The organism is Streptomyces sp. NPDC031418, assembly GCF_055581605.1.
Genome location: NZ_JBVIJC010000018.1, coordinates 167,436 through 186,729, shown reverse-complemented (window position 1 = coordinate 186,729; position 19,294 = coordinate 167,436). Strand labels below are relative to the sequence as shown.

The window sequence follows — 19,294 nt, the reverse complement described above, 5'->3', positions numbered from 1 at the left end:
AGTTCTCAAGGAACGGTCGCTTCCTTTGTACTCACCCTCTCGGGCTTTCCTCCGGGCGCTTCCCTTCGGTCTTGCGTTTCCGACTCTATCAGATCCTTTCGGCGTCTGATCCCCAGTCAGCGGGGTTTGTCTTCCCGGCCGTTGGGCCGTTCCGACGAGTGAGACTTTAGCGGATTCCTGGCTCCCGAGCTAATCGGGGGCCGTGTCCTTTCGAACGCGGATTCCTCATTTCGCAAATACGCACGCCAAAACAGTCGGCGCCGGAGCGTCGATCGAGTGGGTGGTTCCTGCGAAGTGGCTGTCCGGGGACCGACCGGAGTCGGCGCTCACGTCGGACAACTCGGAGAACAGTACGGATCGGGGTGGGGCGTGTCAACTCATCCCCGCGATGCCCCCCTGAGGCGTACGCTGTGAGGCGTGATGACGCGTACGTGCACCCAGCTCTGGTGGGCCGCCTGACCGGCGGCCGTACTCACGTATGCATTCAACGGCCGCCGCCTCGGCGGCCGTTCGCGTATCTCCCTCCGGAACCCGGGGGCCGGCCGCAGCGGCGGCGGTCCCGACCAGAAGGTGGAGTGGAGATGACTCGGGTCTTCAGTGGGATTCAGCCGACCGGGCACCTGACCCTGGGGAACTACCTGGGGGCCATGCGCCGGTGGGCCGAGGTCGACCAGCACCGGGCGGAGTCCCTGTTCTGTGTGGTGGACCTGCACGCGCTGACCGTGGACCACGATCCGGCGCGGGTGCGCAGGCTGAGCCGGCAGACGGCGACGCTGCTGCTGGCGGCCGGGCTCGACCCCGAGGCGTGCACCGTGTTCCTCCAGAGCCATGTCGACGAGCACAGCCGGCTGTCGTACCTGCTGGAGTGCGTGGCGACGGACGGCGAGATGCGGCGGATGATCCAGTACAAGGAGAAGGCCGCGAAGGAGCGGGAGCGCGGTGGGAGCGTGCGGCTGTCGCTGCTGACGTATCCGGTGCTGATGGCGGCGGACATCCTGGCCTACGGCACGGACGAGGTGCCGGTCGGGGAGGACCAGGCCCAGCATGTGGAGCTGACCCGGGATCTGGCGGTGCGGTTCAACCAGCGGTACGGGCACACGTTCGCCGTGCCGAGGGTGACGCTGCCGCCGGTGGCGGCGCGGGTGATGAACCTCCAGGAGCCGGCGAAGAAGATGGGGAAGTCGGACGAGTCGGGGGTGGGCGTCGTCTATCTCCTGGACGAGCCGGACGCGGTCCGCAAGAAGGTGATGCGGGCCGTCACCGACAGCGGTCGGGAGGTCGTGTACGACAGGGAGGGGCGGCCCGGGGTGGCCAATCTGCTGGAGATTCTCTCTGCGTGCACGGGCGGGAACCCTGAGTCACTGGCGCGCGTTTACGACTCGTACGGCTCTTTGAAGAAGGACACCGCCGAGGCCGTGGTGGAGGTCCTCAGGCCGTTGCAGGAGCGGCACCGGGAGCTGTGTGCGGATCCCGGCTATGTGGAGGGGGTGTTGCGGGATGGGGCGGAGAAGGCACGGGCTATGGCTCGGCCGATCGTCGATACCGCGTACCGGGCGATCGGGCTGCTGCCGCCGGTGACGGAGCCGGAGGCAGGGGCTGTGGCGGGTCCGGGGGTGCGGGCCGGGCGCTGAGCGCTGCCGCGGGGCAGGGCCGGCGGGGCGGCGGGGTGGGCCGGTCTCGGCCGTCCGCCGCCTCTGCCGGGGTGCGGGGTCAGTCCTTCTTGCCGGAGGCCAGCTCGCGGCTGCGGTCGCGGGCGGCTTCCAGGGCGGCGATGAGGGCGGCGCGGACGCCGTGGTTCTCCAGCTCGCGGATGGCGTTGATGGTGGTGCCGGCCGGCGAGGTGACGTTCTCCCGGAGCTTCACGGGGTGCTCGCCGCTGTCGCGGAGCATCACGGCGGCGCCGATGGCGGACTGGACGATGAGGTCGTGGGCCTTGTCGCGGGGCAGGCCGAGCAGGATGCCGGCGTCGGTCATGGCCTCGACCAGGTAGAAGAAGTAGGCGGGGCCGGAGCCGGAGAGTGCGGTGCAGGCGTCCTGCTGGCTCTCGGGCACGCGGAGCGTCTTGCCGACGGCGCCGAAGATCTCCTCGGCGTGTGCGAGGTGCTGCTCGGTGGCGTGGCTGCCGGCGGAGATGACGGACATGGCCTCGTCGACCAGGGCCGGGGTGTTGGTCATGACGCGGACGACCGGGGTGCCGGCGGTGAGGCGCTCCTCGAAGAAGGAGGTGGGGATGCCGGCGGCGCCGCTGATGACCAGGCGGTCGGCGGGGACGTGCGGGGTGAGTTCGTCCAGGAGGGTGCCCATGTCCTGCGGCTTGACCGTGAGGATCAGGGTGTCCGCGGTCTTCGCGGCCTCGGTGTTGGTGACCGGGGTGACGCCGTAGCGGGTGCGGAGTTCTTCGGCGCGTTCGGGGCGGCGGGCGGTGACCAGGAGGTCGGCGGGGGCCCAGCCGGCCCGGATCATTCCGCTGAGCAGGGCTTCGCCGATCTTGCCGGTGCCGAGGACTGCGACTTTCTGGCTCATGCGGTCAGTTTGGCACCGGGGGCTGGGGGCGGGAGGTGTGTGTCCGGTGGGCGGAATGGTGATCAGGGCGTTCTGCGGCGGAGGGTTGCGGCGCCCAGGGTCAGGACCAGCAGGGCGCAGCCGGCGACGATCAGGACGTCCCGGACGAAGGTGGCGGTCGTGCCGGTGTGGGTCAGGACCTGGTTCATGCCGTCGACGGCGTACGACATCGGGAGGACGTCGGAGAGGGCCTCCAGGACGGGGTGCATGTTCGAGCGGGCCGTGAACAGGCCGCAGAGGAGGAGCTGGGGAAAGATCACGGCGGGCATGAACTGGACCGCCTGGAACTCGGAGGCGGCGAAGGCGGAGACGAAGAGGCCGAGGGCGGTGCCGAGCAAGGCGTCGAGGAGGGCGACGAGGAGGAGCAGCCAGGGCGAGCCGGTGACGTCGAGGCCGAGGCCCCACAGGGCGAGTCCGGTGGCGAGGGCCGACTGGACGATGGCGATGGCGCCGAAGGCGAGGGCGTAGCCGGCGATGAGGTCGGCCTTGCCGAGGGGCATGCTCAGGAGGCGTTCGAGGGTGCCGGAGGTGCGTTCGCGCAGGGTGGCGATGGAGGTGACCAGGAACATCGTGATCAGCGGGAAGATGCCGAGCAGCGAGGCGCCGATGGTGTCGAAGGTGCGCGGGCTGGCGTCGAAGACGTAGCGCAGCAGGACCAGCATCAGGCAGGGGACGAGCAGCATCAGCGCGATGGTGCGCGGGTCGTGGCGGAGCTGGCGCAGCACGCGGGCCGCGGTGGCGGTGGTGCGGGCGGCGTTGAGGGTGCGGGTGGGCGCGGGGGTGGTGGGCGCGAGGGTGGTGGTGCTCATCGGGTGCGCTCCTTGGTGCGGTCGGCCGCCGCGGCCTGGTCCACGAGGTGCAGGAAGGCGGCTTCGACGGTGTCGGTGCCGGTACGGGTGCGCAGGGCGTCCGGGGTGTCCTCGGCGAGGATCCGGCCTTCGCGCATGAGGAGGAGGCGGTGGCAGCGCTCGGCCTCGTCCATGACGTGGGAGGAGACGAGGAGGGTGGCGCCGCGGGTGGCGGCGAGATGGTGGAAGAGGTTCCACAGGTCGCGGCGGAGGACGGGGTCGAGGCCGACCGTGGGTTCGTCGAGGACGAGGAGTTCGGGGGCGCCGAGGAGGGCGACGGCGAGGGAGACGCGGCTGCGCTGGCCGCCGGAGAGGGCGCCGGCGAGAGCGTCGGCGTGGCTGGTGAGGTCGACGTCGGCGATGGCGCGGGTGACGTGGTCGCGGCGGCGTTCGGCGGCGGCGCGGCCGGGGTCGAGGACGGCGGCGAAGTAGTCGAGGTTCTGCCGGACGGTGAGGTCGTCGTAGACGGAGGGGGCCTGGGTGACGTAGCCGATGCGGGTGCGCAGACCGGGGTGGCCGGCGGGGTGGCCGAGGACGTCGAGGGTGCCGGTGACCTTGGCCTGGGTGCCGACGATGGCGCGCATGAGGGTCGACTTGCCGCAGCCGGAGGGGCCGAGCAGTCCGGTGACCTGGCCGCGGGGGACGGTGAAGCGGAGGTGGCGCAGGACGGTGCGGGGTCCGCGGACGACGGTGAGGTCGTCGGCGTGGATGGCGGGGAGGTGGTCGGCGTGGGCGGCGGCTGGGGACGGGGGCCCCGACGCATAATTCATCATGTGATGAATACTCCGCCTGGGAGTGCCCGTGGTCAAGGGCCGGACGGGGCGCGCCCGCGTGCGGAACGGCAGCGGTCAGGGGGTGGTGACGGCGACCAGCAGAAGGACGTCGTACGCCTCCTCGACCGTGCCGTCCGGGAAGGCCTTCAGCAGATGGGCACGCTCGGATTCCAGGAAGGCGGTCCTGCGTTCCTCGGGCAGGAGGAGGAGAGCCGAGTGGCTGCCCATGTTGGCGAGGTGGGTGTCGACGGACACGCGGCGGCTCCAGCGGACCGCGCGCCGGGTGAAGCGGAGCCGGCCGCTGGGGCCGGCCAGGTCGGTGCGCTCGACGGCCCGGCGCTTCTCGGCGGCGATGTCCCGGCCGAGCAGACGCCCGGTGCGGTCGGCCCGCTCGGCGATCCACTCGACGTCCAGGGCGTCGGTGTTCCACCACAGCGCCAGCGCGCCGCCCGGCCGCAGCACGCGCAGCGCCTCCGGTACCGAACGGGCCGGGTCGGTCCAGTGCCAGGCCTGGGCGTAGGTGAGGAAGTCGGCGTGGGCGTCGGCCACCGGGAGGGCGTTGCCGTTGCCCCGGACGAGGGGGACGTGCGGGAGTCGGCGGCGGAACTCGGCGGCCATGCCCTCGCCCGGTTCGACGGCGAGGACGTCGGCGCCCCGGGCGTGCAGCAGGGCGGTCGCGATGCCGGTGCCGGCGCCGACGTCCACCACCGTGGCGCCGGTCAGGGACCGGCCGGCCAGTTCCTCGACGGCGTCGAAGAGGGCGGGCGGGTAGGAGGGGCGGTTCGCGGCGTACTGGGCGGCGGCGGAGTCGAAGGAGCGGGCGCGGGCGGCGTGGGCCTCGGCGTCCCCGGGCGGCTGGGTGGCGGTCATGCCGTCATGGTGCCGGGAGGTGACCGGGCGGGGGCAACGCCTTGTCTGCTGCCGATCCGCTTATCTGCTGCCGATCCGCCGCCGATGTGCCGGCGCCGTTATCCGCGGCGCTTCTTCTTGCCCGGGTCGCCCGAGCGGCGGGTGGAGCGGCGGGCGTGGTCGGCGCGGGCCTGGTCGTACTCGGCGCGGTGCAGTTTCTCGCCGGGGGCCTCGGTGAGGGAGCGGAAGAAGTAGGCGAGGAGGGAGCCGACGAAGCCGATGGCGAGCAGACCGCGCAGGGAGGCCTGGCGGGCCGGGTCGTGCCGCTTGTCGAAGCCCTCCCAGGTGTTGCGGAAGGCGAGCGCGGTGCAGATCGCGAACATGCCGATGACCAGGACGGTCACGAAGGTGCCGGTGTCGGCGATCTGGATGCCCTGGTAGGCGACGCGCAGCACCAGGCAGGAGACGGCGGCCGCGGCGAGGGAACCGACGGCGACACCGGCGCGGCGGGCCGCGTAGCCGTTGTCGTGGTTCACCCAGGAGGTGCCGAAGAAGCGCAGGGGCTCGGGTCGGGGTCCGCTGTTCGCCGCGGTGCCCGCCGGGCTGTCCGGGCTGCCGGTCTCATCGCTCACCCGACGATTATGGCTCCGGGCGGCCGCGGGCCGAGGCCGGGTCCGGTGGCGCCGGCGGCCTCGGCCCGCAGGGGTCAGGAGCAGCGCGGGGCTATGTAGCCGTCGCTGCCGGTGTGGATGTAGGCGTCCGAGGCGTACTCGCCGTTGTCGACGTTGTCCCAGATGTTGGTGGTGCCGTAGGGGCCGCTGACGGTCGTACCCGAGGTCTGGCAGTAGATCGGCACGTGGGAGCCCTCGGGCAGGACACGGACGATGGGGTAGCCGGTGCCGGGGCCGCTGCGGATGTTCAGGCGGACGCCCGGTGCGACGGCGTACGTGCGCACGGCCGTCTCCGTGACCAGCTGGTCAGGAGCGTCCTGCTCGCGAGAACCCTGCTCAAGGGACATGTGTCGTCTCCCCCCGAAAATCCCATGCCCGGCATGGGATGCCGTTGATTGTCTGGACGCGAGTGCTTAAACACCAGTTCGCGACTCGCACGCGGAGGCTAGCAAGCCGCCTCTGTCTCGTACGAGTCATCGACTAGGCTCCGTGCGTCGCGCGCGGACGATCAGCACGGGGGGCGGTCCATGACGCCACAGCGCAGCACCGGAATGGGCCCGGAAGCCGAGCTTCCCGAGTACGTCGGCCACTACCGCCTGGAGTCGTGTCTGGGCTCGGGCGGCATGGGGGTCGTGCACCTCGCCCGCAGCACCTCCGGGCTGAAGCTCGCCGTGAAGGTCGTCCACGCGGAGTTCGCGCGGGACCCCGAGTTCCGGGGGCGGTTCCGGCAGGAGGTGGCGGCGGCCCGGCGGGTCAGCGGTGCCTTCACGGCGCCGGTGGTGGACGCCGATCCGGAGGCCGAACGACCCTGGATGGCCACCCTGTTCATCCCGGGTCCGACGCTGTCCGAGCAGGTGAAGCGGAACGGCCCGATGAATCCGGCGCAGGTGCGGCGGCTCATGGCCGGGCTCGCGGAGGCGCTGCGGGACATCCATCGGGTGGGCGTCGTGCACCGGGATCTCAAGCCGAGCAATGTGCTGCTCGCGGAGGACGGGCCGAAGGTCATCGACTTCGGCATCTCCCGGCCCAAGGACAGCGAACTGCGCACGGAGACGGGGAAGTTGATCGGCACGCCGCCGTTCATGGCGCCCGAGCAGTTCCGGCGGCCGCGGGAGGTGGGGCCCGCGGCGGACATCTTCGCCCTCGGGTCGGTGCTGGTGCACGCGGCGACCGGGCGGGGGCCGTTCGACTCCGACAGCCCGTACGTGGTCGCGTACCAGGTCGTGCACGACGAGCCGGATCTGACCGGCGTCCCGGAGAGTCTGGCTCCGCTGGTGCTGCGCTGTCTCGCCAAGGAGCCGGAGGAGCGGCCGACCCCGGACGAGTTGATGCGGGAACTGCGGTCGGTGGCGGCGTCGTACGACACCCAGGCGTTCATACCGGCCCAGCGGACCGGTGCGGGGGAGGTGCCATCGGCGCCGGTCCCACATACGGGTGCGGGTGCGGATCGCGGTGCGGGTCGGTGGCGGATGCCCCGGGTGGTCTCCCGACTGGGTTCCCGCCTGGGTTCCCGCCCGGGCTCCCGGTGGCGGTCCCGGCGGGTTCTCGTCGCGGCCGTGTCCGTCGTACTCGTGCTGGGTGGGGTGCTCGCGGCGGTGCTGTGGCCGGAGGGTGCCGCGGGGCCTGCGGTGACGAAGGGCGCGCGGTCTGCCGGGGCCGGGTTCGCCGGGTGGCGGGTCCGGCCGGTCGGGGGCGGCGCGGGCATGCCGCAGTGCACCTACGGCGCGGGGCGGGTGCTGTGTGTGCGCTCGGGTACGGCCTTCGCCCTGGACGCCCTGGACGGCCGGCTGCTGTGGCGGCGCACGGTCGGCGGGGCGCCGGCCGGCGGGGTGCCCGCGCTGGCGGACGGGGTGCTGCTGCTGCCGGCGAACGGCGGGCGGCGGGTCGTGGCGCTCGACGCCGCCTCGGGGCGGCCGCGCTGGCACCGGGAGCTGCCCGGGGCGCCGAGTGTGCAGGTCGCCGGCGGCATGCTGGTGATCGCCGGTGCGGACGGCACGATGACGGGGGTGTCCGGCACGTCCGGCGAGACCGGCTGGCGGCGCCGGGTGACGACGGGCGCGACGGGCGGCACGCCGTCGCTCGCCCGGTACGACGGTGATCCGCTGGTCTACGCGACGACCACCGCGCTGGACGGCACGGCCACGCAGATCACCGCGTTCGATCCGGCCGGCGGTACCACCCGCTGGCAGGCGCGGCTGCGGGGGACGCTGCGGCCGCTCGGCAGCCGGGACGGCTCGCTGTTCCTGATGTCCGTGGACAACGCCTCCGCGACCACGGACGAGGTGCTGCGGTACACGCCGGCGACGGGGACGGCGCGGCGGGTCGCGCTGCCCGTCGCGCTCACCACCCCGGCGGCCGCCACCCACGGCGATGTCGCCTACCTCCTGGGCACGGGCGGCTCGCTGGACGCCGTCTCGCCGGGCGGCGAGGGCGGCGACGGTTCGGGCGGGGTGGGCAGGCGGCTGTGGCATCTGGAGACGGCCGTGAGCCGGGGGTCGGCGCCCGTGGCCACGGGGGCGTATGTGTACTTCAGCGCGCCGGACGGGCGGTTGCTCGCGGTGGACGCGCGGGACGGCCGGCTGGCCGGGCAGACGCCGCTGCGGCTGGGGGCCGGGTCGGGGCAGGTCGCCGGGGCGCTGTCGGCTCCGCTGGTGGTCGGCGGGCGGGTGTACGCGAGTGCGCCGGACGGGAGCGTGTTCGCGGTGGACGGCGGGGACCCCCGGGCCTGGTGAGCTGAGTAGGGCCGCCCCCGGAGTTCCGGAGGCGGCCCTTCTCGGTACCGTGCTCGGCCGGTGCCTCAGCCCAGCTTGCTGACGTCCCGCACAGCGCCCTTGTCGGCGCTGGTGGCCATGGCGGCGTAGGCGCGGAGGGCGGCGCTGACCTTGCGGGTGCGGTTCCTGGGGGCGTAGACGCCGTTCAGGGCCTGCTCGCGGCGGGCCAGCTCGGGCTCGTCGACGAGCAGCTCGATGGTGCGGTGGGGGATGTCGATGCGGATGCGGTCGCCGTCCTGGACCAGGGCGATCGTGCCGCCGGAGGCCGCTTCGGGGGAGGCGTGGCCGATGGACAGGCCGGAGGTGCCGCCGGAGAAGCGGCCGTCGGTGATCAGGGCGCAGCTCTTGCCGAGGCCCCGGCCCTTCAGATACGAGGTCGGGTAGAGCATCTCCTGCATGCCCGGCCCGCCCTTGGGGCCCTCGTAGCGGATGACGACGACGTCGCCCTCCTTGACCTCCTGGGTGAGGATCCGCTGGACGGCCTCTTCCTGGGACTCGCAGACGACCGCCGGGCCCTCGAAGGTCCAGATCGACTCGTCGACGCCGGCGGTCTTGACCACACAGCCGTCGACCGCGAGGTTGCCCTTGAGGACGGCCAGGCCGCCGTCCTTGGAGTAGGCGTGCTCGGCGGAGCGGATGCAGCCGCCCTCGGCGTCCTCGTCCAGGGCCTCCCAGCGCTCGGACTGGGAGAACGCCTCGGCGGAGCGGACGCAGCCGGGGGCCGCGTGCCAGAGTTCCACCGCCTCCGGGGAGGGCGAGCCGCCGCGGACGTCCCAGGTCTTCAGCCAGTCGGCGAGGGAGGGGCTGTGCACGGCGTGGACGTCCTCGTTGAGCAGGCCCGCGCGGTGCAGCTCGCCGAGGAGGGCGGGGATGCCGCCGGCGCGGTGCACGTCCTCCATGTAGTAGGTGCGGTCCTTCGCGACGTTCGGGGCGACCTTGGCGAGGCACGGCACGCGGCGCGAGACGGCGTCGATCTGCTCCAGTCCGAAGGGCACGCCGGCCTCCTGGGCGGCGGCCAGCAGGTGCAGGATCGTGTTGGTGGAGCCGCCCATCGCGATGTCCAGGGCCATGGCGTTCTCGAAGGCCTGGAAGGTGGCGATGTTCAGCGGCAGGACGGAGTCGTCGTCCTGCTCGTAGTAGCGGCGGGTGAGGTCCATGACCGTGCGGGCGGCGTCGACGTAGAGCTGCTTGCGCGCGGTGTGGGTGGCGAGGACCGAGCCGTTGCCGGGCAGGGAGAGGCCGATGGCCTCGGTCAGGCAGTTCATCGAGTTGGCGGTGAACATGCCGGAACAGCTGCCGCAGGTCGGGCAGGCGTTCTCCTCGATGCGGAGGATGTCCTCGTCGGAGATCTTGTCGTTGACGGCGTCGGAGATCGCGTCGACCAGGTCGAGGGTGCGGACCGTGCCGTCGACCAGCGTGGCGCGGCCGGACTCCATCGGGCCGCCGGAGACGAAGACGGTCGGGATGTTCAGGCGCAGCGCCGCCATCAGCATGCCCGGGGTGATCTTGTCGCAGTTGGAGATGCAGACCAGGGCGTCGGCGCAGTGGGCCTCGACCATGTACTCGACGGAGTCGGCGATCAGGTCGCGGGAGGGCAGGGAGTACAGCATGCCGCCGTGGCCCATGGCGATGCCGTCGTCCACGGCGATCGTGTTGAACTCGCGGGGGATGCCGCCCGCCTCGGTGATCGCCTCGCTGACGATCCGGCCGACCGGCTGGAGGTGGGTGTGGCCCGGCACGAACTCGGTGAAGGAGTTGGCGACCGCGATGATCGGCTTCCGGCCGATGTCCGCACCGGGTACACCGGAGGCACGCATAAGGGCGCGGGCGCCCGCCATGTTGCGGCCGTGGGTGACTGTGCGGGACCTCAGCTCGGGCATCGTCGCTCGCTCCTTCAGAGACTGCGATCAGGGAGACTGACCGTCAGAGAGACTGGCCGTCAGAGAGACTTCTGACTCCTTACGAGCCTACGCCGCCGCTCCACGGATTGGACGCCACTGTCCGGAATGCGGGACGGGCGTTCCAGCTTCGCCGGGTCGTCGGCGGCCTCAGGGAGCCGTCAGGTGGTGCTGCACCACGGGCGCCAGGCGGGCGACGATCTGGTCCAGGTCGGCCGAGGCCAGCGGCTCCAGCTTGATCACGTACCGCATCATGGCCGTACCGACCAGCTGGGCGGCGGCCAGTTCGGCGCGCAGCTCGGCGTCGGGAAGGTCCAGCTGGGCGGCGATGCGGCGCATCAGCTGGGTGGCGACCAGGCGGCGGAAGACGGCGGCGGCGGTCTCGTTGTTCACCGCGGAGCGCACGACCGCGAGCAGCGGGGTGCGGGTGACCGGGTTCTCCCAGACGCCGAGGACGAAGCGGGTCATCCGCTCCCCCACGCTGTCCACCGGGCCGTCGGCCAGCGCGTTCGGCGCGTCCAGTGCGGGCGCGAAGACGACGGAGACGGCCGCCTCGAAGACCTGCTCCTTGGTGCCGAAGTAGTGGTGGACGAGCGCCGGGTCCACGCCGGCCGCTTTGGCGATACCGCGTACGGACGTCTTCTCGTACCCGCGCTCGGAGAACTCCTCGCGGGCCGCGGTGAGGATGCGGTCGCGGGTGTCGGTGGACTCGGCGCGCGGCGGCCGGCCCCGCCGCCGTGCCGCGGTCCCGCTCATCGCCGGGGCACCCGGACCGCCGCGGCCAGGTGCCGGCGGGTGAAGGCCAGGGCCTCGGCGAGGTCGGCCTCGCGCTCGGCGCTGGACATGGCCCGCCGGGTGTTGACCTCGATGACGACATGGCCGTCGAAGCCGGAGACGGCCAGGTGCTCCAGCACCTCGGCGCAGGGCTGGGTGCCGCGGCCGGGGACCAGGTGCTCGTCCTTGGCCGAGCCGCGGCCGTCGGCCAGGTGGACATGGCCGAGCCGGTCCCCCATGCGGCCGACCATGTCCAGGGCGTCGGTGCGGGCGGTCGCCGCGTGGCTGAGGTCGATGGTGAAGTGCCGGTAGTCGTGCCGGGTGACGTCCCAGTCGGGGGCGTAGGCGAGCATCTCGCGGTCCCGGTAGCGCCAGGGGTACATGTTCTCGACGGCGAACCGTACGTCCGTCTCGTTCGCCATCCGCCAGATGCCGTCGACGAAGTCCCGGGCGTACTGCCGCTGCCAGCGGAAGGGCGGGTGGACGACGACGGTGCTGGCGCCCAGCTTCTCGGCGGCCGTCCGGGCCCGCTGGAGCTTCACCCAGGGGTCGGTGGACCAGACCCGCTGGGTGATCAGCAGACAGGGGGCGTGCACGGCCAGGACGGGGATGCCGTGGTAGTCGGACAGCCGGCGCAGCGCCTCGATGTCCTGACTGACCGGGTCGGTCCACACCATGACCTCGACGCCGTCGTAGCCGAGGCGCGCGGCGGTCTCGAAGGCTGTCGCCGTGGACTCCGGATAGACGGAGGCGGTCGACAGCGCGATACGCACGTCTGCGTCCCTTGGTTCAGCCACGTCCGTCACCTTACGGGGTTGAGTGGTGAGGGTGTTTGGTGCGCCTGTTCGCCGTTGGGGGTTTGCTGGTCGCGCGGGTGCGGGTCCGTGTTGGTTGCTCGCGCCCACGCGGCGGAGCCGCATATCGATACAGCCCCGCGCCCCTTCGGGGGCGCTACTGCGACTCGTTGCCCATGTGGTCCAGGCGGCGGAGGATCACGCCTTCTCTCAGGGCCCAGGGGCAGACTTCCAGGTTTTCCACGCCGAAGAGGTCCATGGCGCCCTCGGCCACCAGGGCGCCCGCGAGGAGCTGGCCGGAGCGGCCGTCGGAGACGCCGGGGAGTTCGGCGCGCTGCTCGGAGGTCATGCCGGCCAGGCGCGGGACCCAGGCCTCCAGGGACTCGCGTTTGAGTTCCCGCTGCACATAGAGGCCGTCGGCGCTGCGGGCGGCGCCGGCGAGGCGGGCGAGCTGCTTGAAGGTCTTGGAGGTGGCGACCACGTGGTCGGGGGCGCCGAAGCGGCTGAACTCGCCGACCGTACGGGCGATCTCAGTGCGGACGTGGCGGCGCAGGGCGCGGACGTCCTCGGGGTCGGGCGGGTCGCCGGGCAGCCAGCCCGCGGTGAGCCGGCCGGCGCCGAGCGGGAGGGAGACGGCCGCGTCCGGTTCCTCGTCCATGCCGAAGGCGATCTCCAGGGAGCCGCCGCCGATGTCCAGGACGAGCAGCTTTCCGGCGGACCAGCCGAACCAGCGGCGGACGGCGAGGAAGGTGAGCCGGGCTTCTTCGGCGCCGCTGAGCACCTGGAGTCGTACGCCGGTCTCCTCGGCCACGCGCGCGAGGACGTCGTCGGCGTTGGCGGCGTCCCGGACGGCGGAGGTCGCGAACGGCAGCATCTCCTCGACGCCCTTGTCCTCGGCGGCCTGGAGCGCGTCCTTGATGACGGCGATCAGCTTGTCTATGCCGGCGTCGCCGATGGCGCCGCTGTCGTCGAGGAGTTGGGCGAGCCGAAGTTCGGCCTTGTGCGAATGCGCGGGCAGCGGGCGCGCGCCGGGGTGGGCGTCCACCACCAGCAGATGCACCGTGTTCGAACCCACGTCCAGGACACCGAGTCTCATACACGGAACGCTACTGCCAGAACTCCCCTGCTCGGTCCCCGTACCGGTTCCCGGCGACTTACCCTGGACGGGTGCCAAAGACGAAAAAGGCGAAATCCGGCAAAGCCGACAAGGTAGCCAAGGCGGACAAGGTCCGTAAGGACGCCAAATCCCCCAAGGGGTCGAAGGTGAGCGACGAGAAGGGACTCGACTTCGCGCGCGCGTGGGTGGAGTTTCCCGACCCGGCGGACGACGAGCAGGTCTTCCGCTGCGATCTGACCTGGCTGACCTCCCGCTGGAACTGCATCTTCGGCAGCGGCTGCCAGGGCATCCAGGCGGGCCGCGCGGAGGACGGGTGCTGCTCGCTGGGGGCGCACTTCTCCGACGAGGACGACGAGAAGCGGGTCGCCGAGCATGTGGCACGGCTCACGCCGGAGATCTGGCAGCACCACGCCGAAGGCACGCGCAACGGCTGGGTGTCCGAGGACGACGAGGGCTCCCGGCAGACCCGGCCCTTCCAGGGGTCCTGCATCTTCCAGAACCGGCCCGGCTTCGCGGGCGGCGCGGGCTGCTCGCTGCACATCCTCGCGCTGAAGGAGGGGCGGGAGCCGCTGGAGACCAAGCCGGACGTGTGCTGGCAGCTGCCGATCCGGCGGACGTACGACTGGATCGACCGGCCCGACGACACCCGGGTCCTCCAGGTGTCCATCGGCGAGTACGACCGCCGGGGCTGGGGGCCGGGCGGCCACGACCTGCACTGGTGGTGCACGTCGGCGACCTCGGCGCACGGCGCGGGCGATCCGGTGTACATCTCCTACCGGGCCGAGCTGACGGAGCTGATGGGGAAGGCGGGGTACGACCGTCTCGTCGAGCTGTGCGAGCAGCGGCTGGCCTCTCAGCTGCCGCTGCTCGCTCCGCATCCCGCCGACCCGGCACCCTAGGGCCTCTCTCTCAGGCGGCGTCGAGGGCGGCGGTGATCTTGCCGGTCATCGCGGTGAGGGCGGGGCTGGGTCCGCCCTTGTGGGCCTGGGTGCCGGCTTCGAGGGCGATGAGGACGGTGCTGCGGAAGTTCTCGGCCTCGGCCGCGTCCTGCTTCTTGAGCACCTGCATGGTGGTGGTGAGGGCGGGCAGGACGTGGTCGGCGATCTCGGCGGCGGACCTGCCGTTCAGGCCCTTGATCTTTCCCTTCTCGGCGAGGACGTGACCGACCTGGCCGGTGGCGGAGACGAGGGCGAGGACGCCGTGGGTGGCGACCTTGTGCGGGGAGCCGGCGGCGTCGGCGGCGGCCATGAGGGAGACGGCGCCGTGGGCGGCGGTGCGGAGGGTGTCCTTGTCCTGGGCGGTGAGGGCGAGCGACATGGTGTGGGCTCCTTCAGGGGTTTTTTCCTGCGGTCTTGCTGACAGGAAGAAGCCTGCGCCCGACCGGTTTCACCACGGCTTCACGATGCCCTCAGCGCGCTTTCAGCCGGCCCACGGCGCTGAGAGGCCCTGAAAAGCTAGCTGCCCGAGGGGCTCGGGGTCTCGCTGTCGGTCGCCGAGGCGGACGGGGTGGGAGTCGGGGTCGGCGTCGGGGACCCGGGGTCCGAGGGGGGCGGGTCGGTGGGCCCGGCCGTGGGGCTGCCGGCCGGTGGGCTCGCGGGCGAGGTCGGCGGCGGGGCCGAGGACGCGGGCGGGGCGGGTGAGGAGGGCGGGGGTGTGGGGCGGGTGGGAGCCACGCCGTAGCCGTCGATGGTGACCACCGCGCCGGCCGGGGCGATCGCCAGCTGTGCGCGCCAGTGGCCGGAGGGCTCGCGCAGATGGTCGACGTACGCCTTGATGGTCAACGTCCGGCCCGGGTCGAGGGTTCCCGTGGACTGGCTGAAGTAGATCCAGGCGGCGGAGGTCGTCGCGGACCAGCGCACGGGCGCGGCGCCGGACGCGGTGAGGGTGATCAGCGTGGTGTCGCCGTCGTTCGCGGCACTCACCGCGAGCTGGCCCGCGGCCTGCGCACCGGTCCCCCCGACGGTGACGACCTGCACGGAGACGTCCGCCGTACCGTTCTTGCCCAGTCGGCTTCCGGGCTTCACGCGCGCGTTGCCCGCGTTCTCGTAGCCGCCGGCGGTGTCGCTGCCGAGGGCGTCGGGGCCCTGTTGTTCGCGGGCGGTGGCGGACGGGCCGTCCGGCTCCCCGGTCGGCGCCCCCCGGTAGGCGGCCCACAGGGCGAGGACGGGTGCGGCGACCACCGTGGCCACGACGGTCGTGGTGACCGCGCGGGAGCGCAGGCGGTCGCGGCGGGCCGCCCGGTCCTTGGGGTCCATCGGGAAGCCGCGCCGGTCGAAGCGGGGCAGGGCGGCGCCACGCGCGCGTGGCTGGTGCGCGAGTGCCATGGACAGGGCGGCCCGGGGGGCCTCCAGGACGGGCAGTTCGGCGGGGGTGACGGTGGCGCCGGGCCAGCGGCCCGGGACGGCGCGTTCCGCGGTGCGGCGGCAGCGCGGGCAGTCGTCGACGTGCCGGACCAGCTCGCGGCGCAAGGCCGTGCTGAGGACGAGCCGGCTGTCGCCGGTGAGGTGGGCGACGGCCGGGCAGCCGCCGGTCTCGACCACGGCGAGGGCCGCGCGGGTGCGTTCGACCTCGCAGGCGGCGGCGGAGAGCAGTTCGCGGGCGGCGGCCGGTGCGAGGCCGAGGACGGCGGCGACCTCGTCGGCGGCGAGGTGGTGGCGGACGGCGAGTTCGAGGGCCTCGCGCTGCTCGGGGCTGGTGCCGGCCGCCTCGGGCCAGGCGAGCAGGGCGAGTTCGCGGCGCCGCTGCTCCTGGACCTCCGGGTCGGGGAAGCCCGCGCCGGCTCTGTCGTCTCTGTCCGCCTTATCAGCTTTGTCAGCCTTGCCGGTCTTGTCGGCGGTGGTGCGGCCCGCCGCATGGGTGGCCTGACGTTTCTGCTTGGCCTCGGCCAGCTTGCGCAGGCAGGCCCAGCGGGCCAGCGCGTACAGCCAGGCCCTGCGGTCGCCGGGGGCCTCCGGACCCCGGTGGCCGCGCCGCTCCGCCAGGGCGAGGACGTCACCGAGGGCGGCGGTGGCGGCCTCGTGGTCGCACAGCACCGACAGGCAGTAGGTGAACAGACCGTCCAGGTACGGCTCGTAGCGCGCCGGCGGCCGCTCGGCGAGGGTGTGGGCGGCGGCGCGGTCGCGCGCCTCCCGTGCCTGCCGCGCCTCGCGCGCCCCTTGTGCTTCCCGCGCCTCAGCTCGTGCTTCACGCGCCTCACCGCGCGCCCGGTGCGCGCCGGTGGTGCGGACGGTCGTCTCCGGACTGCTGCTCATCACCCGGCGACCGTAGGCGGCCCTGGAGTACCCCTTCGAGAACCTTGAGCACTTTTAATCCGTACGGGTGAAACGATCCCTCATAAGGGGACAGGGGCCCCGCATTCCCTGGCCGGTTCCCGATGGAGGGTGGCCGATACTGCACCCTCCGGCGCGTTCCGCACGCGGCCCGGGCGCCCGTTGTCAGTGCCGCGGGCTACGGTTTTCCGCATGGCTGCCCGTACCAAGACCACCAAGGACCGCCCGTCCTACCGCTGCACCGAGTGCGGCTGGCAGACGGCCAAGTGGCTCGGCCGCTGCCCCGAGTGCCAGGCCTGGGGCACGGTCGAGGAGTACGGCGCGCCCGCGGTCCGTACGACGGCACCGGGCCGCGTCAGCACCTCCGCGCTGCCCATCGGCCAGGTCGACGGCCGGCAGGCCACCGCCCGTACCACCGGGGTGCCCGAGCTGGACCGGGTGCTCGGCGGCGGGCTGGTGCCCGGCGCGGTCGTGCTGCTCGCCGGCGAGCCCGGCGTCGGCAAGTCCACCCTGCTGCTGGACGTGGCCGCCAAGTCGGCGAGCGCCGAGCACCGCACCCTGTATGTGACCGGCGAGGAGTCCGCGAGCCAGGTCCGGCTGCGCGCGGACCGCATCAACGCCCTGGACGACCATCTGTATCTGGCCGCGGAGACCGACCTCTCCGCGGTGCTCGGCCACTTGGACGAGGTCAAGCCGTCCCTGCTGATCCTCGACTCGGTGCAGACAGTGGCCTCCCCGGAGATCGAGGGCGCGCCCGGCGGCATGGCCCAGGTGCGGGAGGTGGCCGGGGCACTGATCCGCGCCTCCAAGGAGCGCGGCATGTCCACCCTGCTCGTGGGCCATGTCACGAAGGACGGCGCCATCGCCGGCCCCCGCCTGCTGGAACACCTGGTGGACGTCGTCCTGCACTTCGAGGGCGACCGGCACGCGCGCCTGCGCCTGGTGCGCGGCGTGAAGAACCGGTACGGCGCCACGGACGAGGTCGGCTGCTTCGAGCTGCACGACGAGGGCATCACCGGTCTCGCCGACCCCAGCGGTCTCTTCCTGACCCGCCGCGCCGAACCGGTGCCGGGCACCTGCCTGACCGTCACCCTGGAGGGCCGCCGCCCGCTGGTGGCCGAGGTGCAGGCGCTGACGGTGGACTCCCAGATCCCCTCCCCGCGGCGCACCACCTCCGGTCTGGAGACCTCCCGGGTGTCGATGATGCTGGCGGTGCTGGAGCAGCGCGGGCGGATCAGCGCGCTCGGCAAGCGGGACATCTACTCGGCGACCGTGGGCGGGGTGAAGCTGTCCGAGCCGGCCGCCGACCTCGCCGTCGCGCTCGCGCTCGCCTCCGCCGCCAGCGACACTCCGCTGCCGAAGAACCTGGTCGCGATCGGCGAGGTGGGGCTGGCCGGCGAGGTGAGACGGGTCACGGGCGTGCAGCGCAGGCTGGCCGAGGCGCACCGGCTGGGCTTCACCCATGCGCTGGTGCCGGGCGATCCGGGGAAGATCCCGGCCGGGATGAAGGTGGTGGAGGTCGCGGACATAGGGGACGCGCTGCGGGTCCTGCCCCGCTCCCGTCGCCGAGAGGCCCCACGGGAGGAGGAGCAGCGCCGGTAGACTTTGCCCAGGTCTCGCCTGTCCGTACGAACCGCGTGCGGGTACGGGAGCGCGTCAGAACCTGCGACCGGAGGAGTGCAGTGGCAGCCAACGACCGGGCAGCAGCTCCCGGAAAGTCCGGTGGGAGTGCCGGTGCCGATGGCCTGATGCGTGCCTCCCTGAGTGCCGTGGCACCCGGTACGGCCCTGCGCGACGGCCTCGAGCGCGTCCTGCGCGGCAACACCGGCGGGCTGATCGTGCTCGGCTCCGACAAGACGGTCGAGGCGATGTGCACGGGCGGTTTCGTGCTGGACGTCGAGTTCACCGCCACCCGGCTGCGGGAGCTGTGCAAGCTGGACGGCGGCATCGTGCTCTCCTCGGACCTGTCGAAGATCCTGCGCGCGGGCGTGCAGCTGGTGCCGGACCCGACGATCCCCACGGAGGAGACGGGCACCCGGCACCGCACGGCGGACCGGGTGAGCAAGCAGGTGGGCTTCCCCGTGGTCTCCGTCTCCCAGTCCATGCGGCTGATCGCCCTCTACGTCGACGGTCAGCGGCGCGTGCTGGAGGACTCGGCGGCGATCCTGTCCCGCGCGAACCAGGCGCTGGCCACGCTGGAGCGGTACAAGCTCCGGCTGGACGAGGTCGCGGGCACCCTCTCGGCACTGGAGATCGAGGACCTGGTGACGGTCCGGGACGTGTCGGCCGTGGCGCAGCGGCTGGAGATGGTCCGGCGCATCGCCACCGAGATCGCCGAGTACGTGGTCGAACTGGGCACCGACGGCCGTCTTCTGGCCTTGCAGCTGGAGGAGTTGATCGCCGGGGTCGAGCCCGACCGCGAGCTGGTCGTGCGGGACTACGTCCCCGAGCCGACGGCGAAGCGGTCCCGCACGGTCGAGGAGGCGCTGTCCGAGCTGGACGCGCTGAGCCATGCGGAGCTGCTGGAGATGGGCACGGTGGCGCGGGCGCTGGGCTACACGGGTTCGCCCGAGACCCTGGACTCCGCCGTGTCGCCGCGCGGCTTCCGGCTGCTGGCCAAGGTGCCGCGGCTGCCGGGCGCGATCATCGACCGGCTGGTGGAGCACTTCGGCGGCCTTCAGAAGCTGCTGGCCGCGAGTGTGGACGACCTCCAGACCGTGGACGGCGTCGGCGAGGCCCGCGCCCGCAGCGTCCGCGAAGGCCTCTCCCGCCTGGCCGAATCCTCCATCCTGGAGCGCTACGTCTAGCTTTGGCACCGGGCGCCTGAGAGCTCGGGGGGCGTGTGCTGTTCGGCGGCTGCGGATCCGTCGCGGGGGGGGGGGGGGGGGGGGGGGGGCGGGAGGGGGGGGGGGGGGGGGGGGGGGAGGGGAGAAAAACAACCCACACCCCACCACACCCCCACCCCCCA

General features: G+C 72.7%; 17 protein-coding genes. 5 read left to right on the top strand and 12 right to left on the bottom strand.

All coding sequences use genetic code 11. From position 1 onward, the window contains the following. Positions 1 to 581: 581 nt before the first annotated feature. Entirely contained in the window at positions 582 to 1,631 is a 1,050-nt protein-coding gene (gene trpS, locus ACZ5CZ_RS26555; protein WP_385848454.1) for a tryptophan--tRNA ligase, read from the top strand. Positions 1,632 to 1,710: 79 nt separating this feature from the next. Here trpS and proC read toward each other — a convergent pair whose 3' ends face one another. The 6 genes from proC to ACZ5CZ_RS26525 all read right to left on the bottom strand — a co-directional run bounded on the left by proC (position 1,711) and on the right by ACZ5CZ_RS26525 (position 6,050). Continuing rightward, positions 1,711 to 2,523, bottom strand: a complete 813-nt coding sequence (gene proC / locus ACZ5CZ_RS26550) for a pyrroline-5-carboxylate reductase (RefSeq protein ID WP_385848455.1) — start codon at positions 2,521 to 2,523, stop codon at positions 1,711 to 1,713. Positions 2,524 to 2,585: 62 nt separating this feature from the next. Beyond that, positions 2,586 to 3,371, bottom strand: a complete 786-nt coding sequence (locus tag ACZ5CZ_RS26545) for an ABC transporter permease (RefSeq protein ID WP_385848456.1) — start codon at positions 3,369 to 3,371, stop codon at positions 2,586 to 2,588. Further along, on the bottom strand, positions 3,368 to 4,183 hold the full coding sequence (locus ACZ5CZ_RS26540) for an ABC transporter ATP-binding protein (RefSeq protein WP_468946580.1): 816 nt from the start codon (positions 4,181 to 4,183) through the stop codon (positions 3,368 to 3,370). Before ACZ5CZ_RS26540 ends, ACZ5CZ_RS26545 begins: the two co-directional genes overlap by 4 nt. A 75-nt stretch (positions 4,184 to 4,258) precedes the next feature. Next, positions 4,259 to 5,053 (bottom strand): methyltransferase domain-containing protein, encoded by a 795-nt coding sequence (locus tag ACZ5CZ_RS26535; RefSeq protein WP_468946578.1) that lies wholly within the window; start codon positions 5,051 to 5,053, stop codon positions 4,259 to 4,261. Between the two features lie 98 nt (positions 5,054 to 5,151). Further along, positions 5,152 to 5,664: an EamA/RhaT family transporter gene (locus ACZ5CZ_RS26530; protein WP_468946575.1), complete on the bottom strand. Its 513-nt coding sequence runs from the start codon at positions 5,662 to 5,664 to the stop codon at positions 5,152 to 5,154. A gap of 74 nt (positions 5,665 to 5,738) precedes the next feature. After that, positions 5,739 to 6,050: an SH3 domain-containing protein gene (locus tag ACZ5CZ_RS26525; protein ID WP_385848460.1), complete on the bottom strand. Its 312-nt coding sequence runs from the start codon at positions 6,048 to 6,050 to the stop codon at positions 5,739 to 5,741. A gap of 180 nt (positions 6,051 to 6,230) precedes the next feature. Between ACZ5CZ_RS26525 and ACZ5CZ_RS26520 the strand changes: the two genes are divergently transcribed. Further along, positions 6,231 to 8,435 (top strand): serine/threonine-protein kinase, encoded by a 2,205-nt coding sequence (locus tag ACZ5CZ_RS26520; RefSeq protein WP_468946572.1) that lies wholly within the window; start codon positions 6,231 to 6,233, stop codon positions 8,433 to 8,435. Between the two features lie 65 nt (positions 8,436 to 8,500). Here ACZ5CZ_RS26520 and ilvD read toward each other — a convergent pair whose 3' ends face one another. The 4 genes from ilvD to ACZ5CZ_RS26500 all read right to left on the bottom strand — a co-directional run bounded on the left by ilvD (position 8,501) and on the right by ACZ5CZ_RS26500 (position 13,036). Next, positions 8,501 to 10,354, bottom strand: a complete 1,854-nt coding sequence (gene ilvD, locus ACZ5CZ_RS26515) for a dihydroxy-acid dehydratase (protein ID WP_468946569.1) — start codon at positions 10,352 to 10,354, stop codon at positions 8,501 to 8,503. A 168-nt stretch (positions 10,355 to 10,522) separates the two neighbouring features. Continuing rightward, a complete protein-coding gene (locus ACZ5CZ_RS26510) occupies positions 10,523 to 11,128 on the bottom strand; it encodes a TetR/AcrR family transcriptional regulator (RefSeq protein ID WP_468946566.1) in 606 nt (201 codons plus the stop codon). After that, a complete protein-coding gene (locus ACZ5CZ_RS26505) occupies positions 11,125 to 11,943 on the bottom strand; it encodes a sugar phosphate isomerase/epimerase family protein (RefSeq protein ID WP_385848464.1) in 819 nt (272 codons plus the stop codon). Before ACZ5CZ_RS26505 ends, ACZ5CZ_RS26510 begins: the two co-directional genes overlap by 4 nt. A gap of 154 nt (positions 11,944 to 12,097) precedes the next feature. Then, positions 12,098 to 13,036, bottom strand: a complete 939-nt coding sequence (locus ACZ5CZ_RS26500) for a Ppx/GppA family phosphatase (RefSeq protein ID WP_385848465.1) — start codon at positions 13,034 to 13,036, stop codon at positions 12,098 to 12,100. Positions 13,037 to 13,107: 71 nt separating this feature from the next. On the opposite strand from ACZ5CZ_RS26500, the gene ACZ5CZ_RS26495 reads away from it, so the two are divergent. Next, complete coding sequence (locus tag ACZ5CZ_RS26495; protein WP_468946562.1) at positions 13,108 to 13,956, top strand: DUF3109 family protein; 849 nt, start codon at positions 13,108 to 13,110, stop codon at positions 13,954 to 13,956. Between the two features lie 10 nt (positions 13,957 to 13,966). Here the strand turns inward: ACZ5CZ_RS26495 and ACZ5CZ_RS26490 are convergent, their stop codons facing one another. After that, a complete protein-coding gene (locus ACZ5CZ_RS26490) occupies positions 13,967 to 14,374 on the bottom strand; it encodes a hypothetical protein (protein ID WP_468946560.1) in 408 nt (135 codons plus the stop codon). 137 nt (positions 14,375 to 14,511) lie between these two features. Then, the gene (locus ACZ5CZ_RS26485) at positions 14,512 to 16,311 is read right to left on the bottom strand and encodes a BACON domain-containing protein (protein WP_468946557.1); all 1,800 of its coding nucleotides are present in this window, start codon (positions 16,309 to 16,311) and stop codon (positions 14,512 to 14,514) included. Between the two features lie 207 nt (positions 16,312 to 16,518). Between ACZ5CZ_RS26485 and radA the strand changes: the two genes are divergently transcribed. Beyond that, entirely contained in the window at positions 16,519 to 17,928 is a 1,410-nt protein-coding gene (gene radA, locus ACZ5CZ_RS26480; protein ID WP_450791068.1) for a DNA repair protein RadA, read from the top strand. A gap of 80 nt (positions 17,929 to 18,008) precedes the next feature. After that, complete coding sequence (gene disA / locus ACZ5CZ_RS26475) at positions 18,009 to 19,133, top strand: DNA integrity scanning diadenylate cyclase DisA (protein ID WP_385848470.1); 1,125 nt, start codon at positions 18,009 to 18,011, stop codon at positions 19,131 to 19,133. Positions 19,134 to 19,294 lie beyond the last annotated feature (161 nt).

Excerpts from the sequence above, each read along its gene's own strand:
- ACZ5CZ_RS26545 (WP_385848456.1), bottom strand. The coding sequence starts at position 3,371 with ATGAGCACCACCACCCTCGCGCCCACCACCCCCGCGCCCACCCGCACC.
- ACZ5CZ_RS26520 (WP_468946572.1), top strand. The coding sequence starts at position 6,231 with ATGACGCCACAGCGCAGCACCGGAATGGGCCCGGAAGCCGAGCTTCCC.
- ACZ5CZ_RS26490 (WP_468946560.1), bottom strand. The coding sequence starts at position 14,374 with ATGTCGCTCGCCCTCACCGCCCAGGACAAGGACACCCTCCGCACCGCC.
- proC (WP_385848455.1), bottom strand. The coding sequence starts at position 2,523 with ATGAGCCAGAAAGTCGCAGTCCTCGGCACCGGCAAGATCGGCGAAGCC.
- ACZ5CZ_RS26510 (WP_468946566.1), bottom strand. The coding sequence starts at position 11,128 with ATGAGCGGGACCGCGGCACGGCGGCGGGGCCGGCCGCCGCGCGCCGAG.
- ACZ5CZ_RS26535 (WP_468946578.1), bottom strand. The coding sequence starts at position 5,053 with ATGACCGCCACCCAGCCGCCCGGGGACGCCGAGGCCCACGCCGCCCGC.
- trpS (WP_385848454.1), top strand. The coding sequence starts at position 582 with ATGACTCGGGTCTTCAGTGGGATTCAGCCGACCGGGCACCTGACCCTG.
- ACZ5CZ_RS26540 (WP_468946580.1), bottom strand. The coding sequence starts at position 4,183 with ATGATGAATTATGCGTCGGGGCCCCCGTCCCCAGCCGCCGCCCACGCC.
- ACZ5CZ_RS26525 (WP_385848460.1), bottom strand. The coding sequence starts at position 6,050 with ATGTCCCTTGAGCAGGGTTCTCGCGAGCAGGACGCTCCTGACCAGCTG.
- ACZ5CZ_RS26500 (WP_385848465.1), bottom strand. The coding sequence starts at position 13,036 with ATGAGACTCGGTGTCCTGGACGTGGGTTCGAACACGGTGCATCTGCTG.
- radA (WP_450791068.1), top strand. The coding sequence starts at position 16,519 with ATGGCTGCCCGTACCAAGACCACCAAGGACCGCCCGTCCTACCGCTGC.
- ilvD (WP_468946569.1), bottom strand. The coding sequence starts at position 10,354 with ATGCCCGAGCTGAGGTCCCGCACAGTCACCCACGGCCGCAACATGGCG.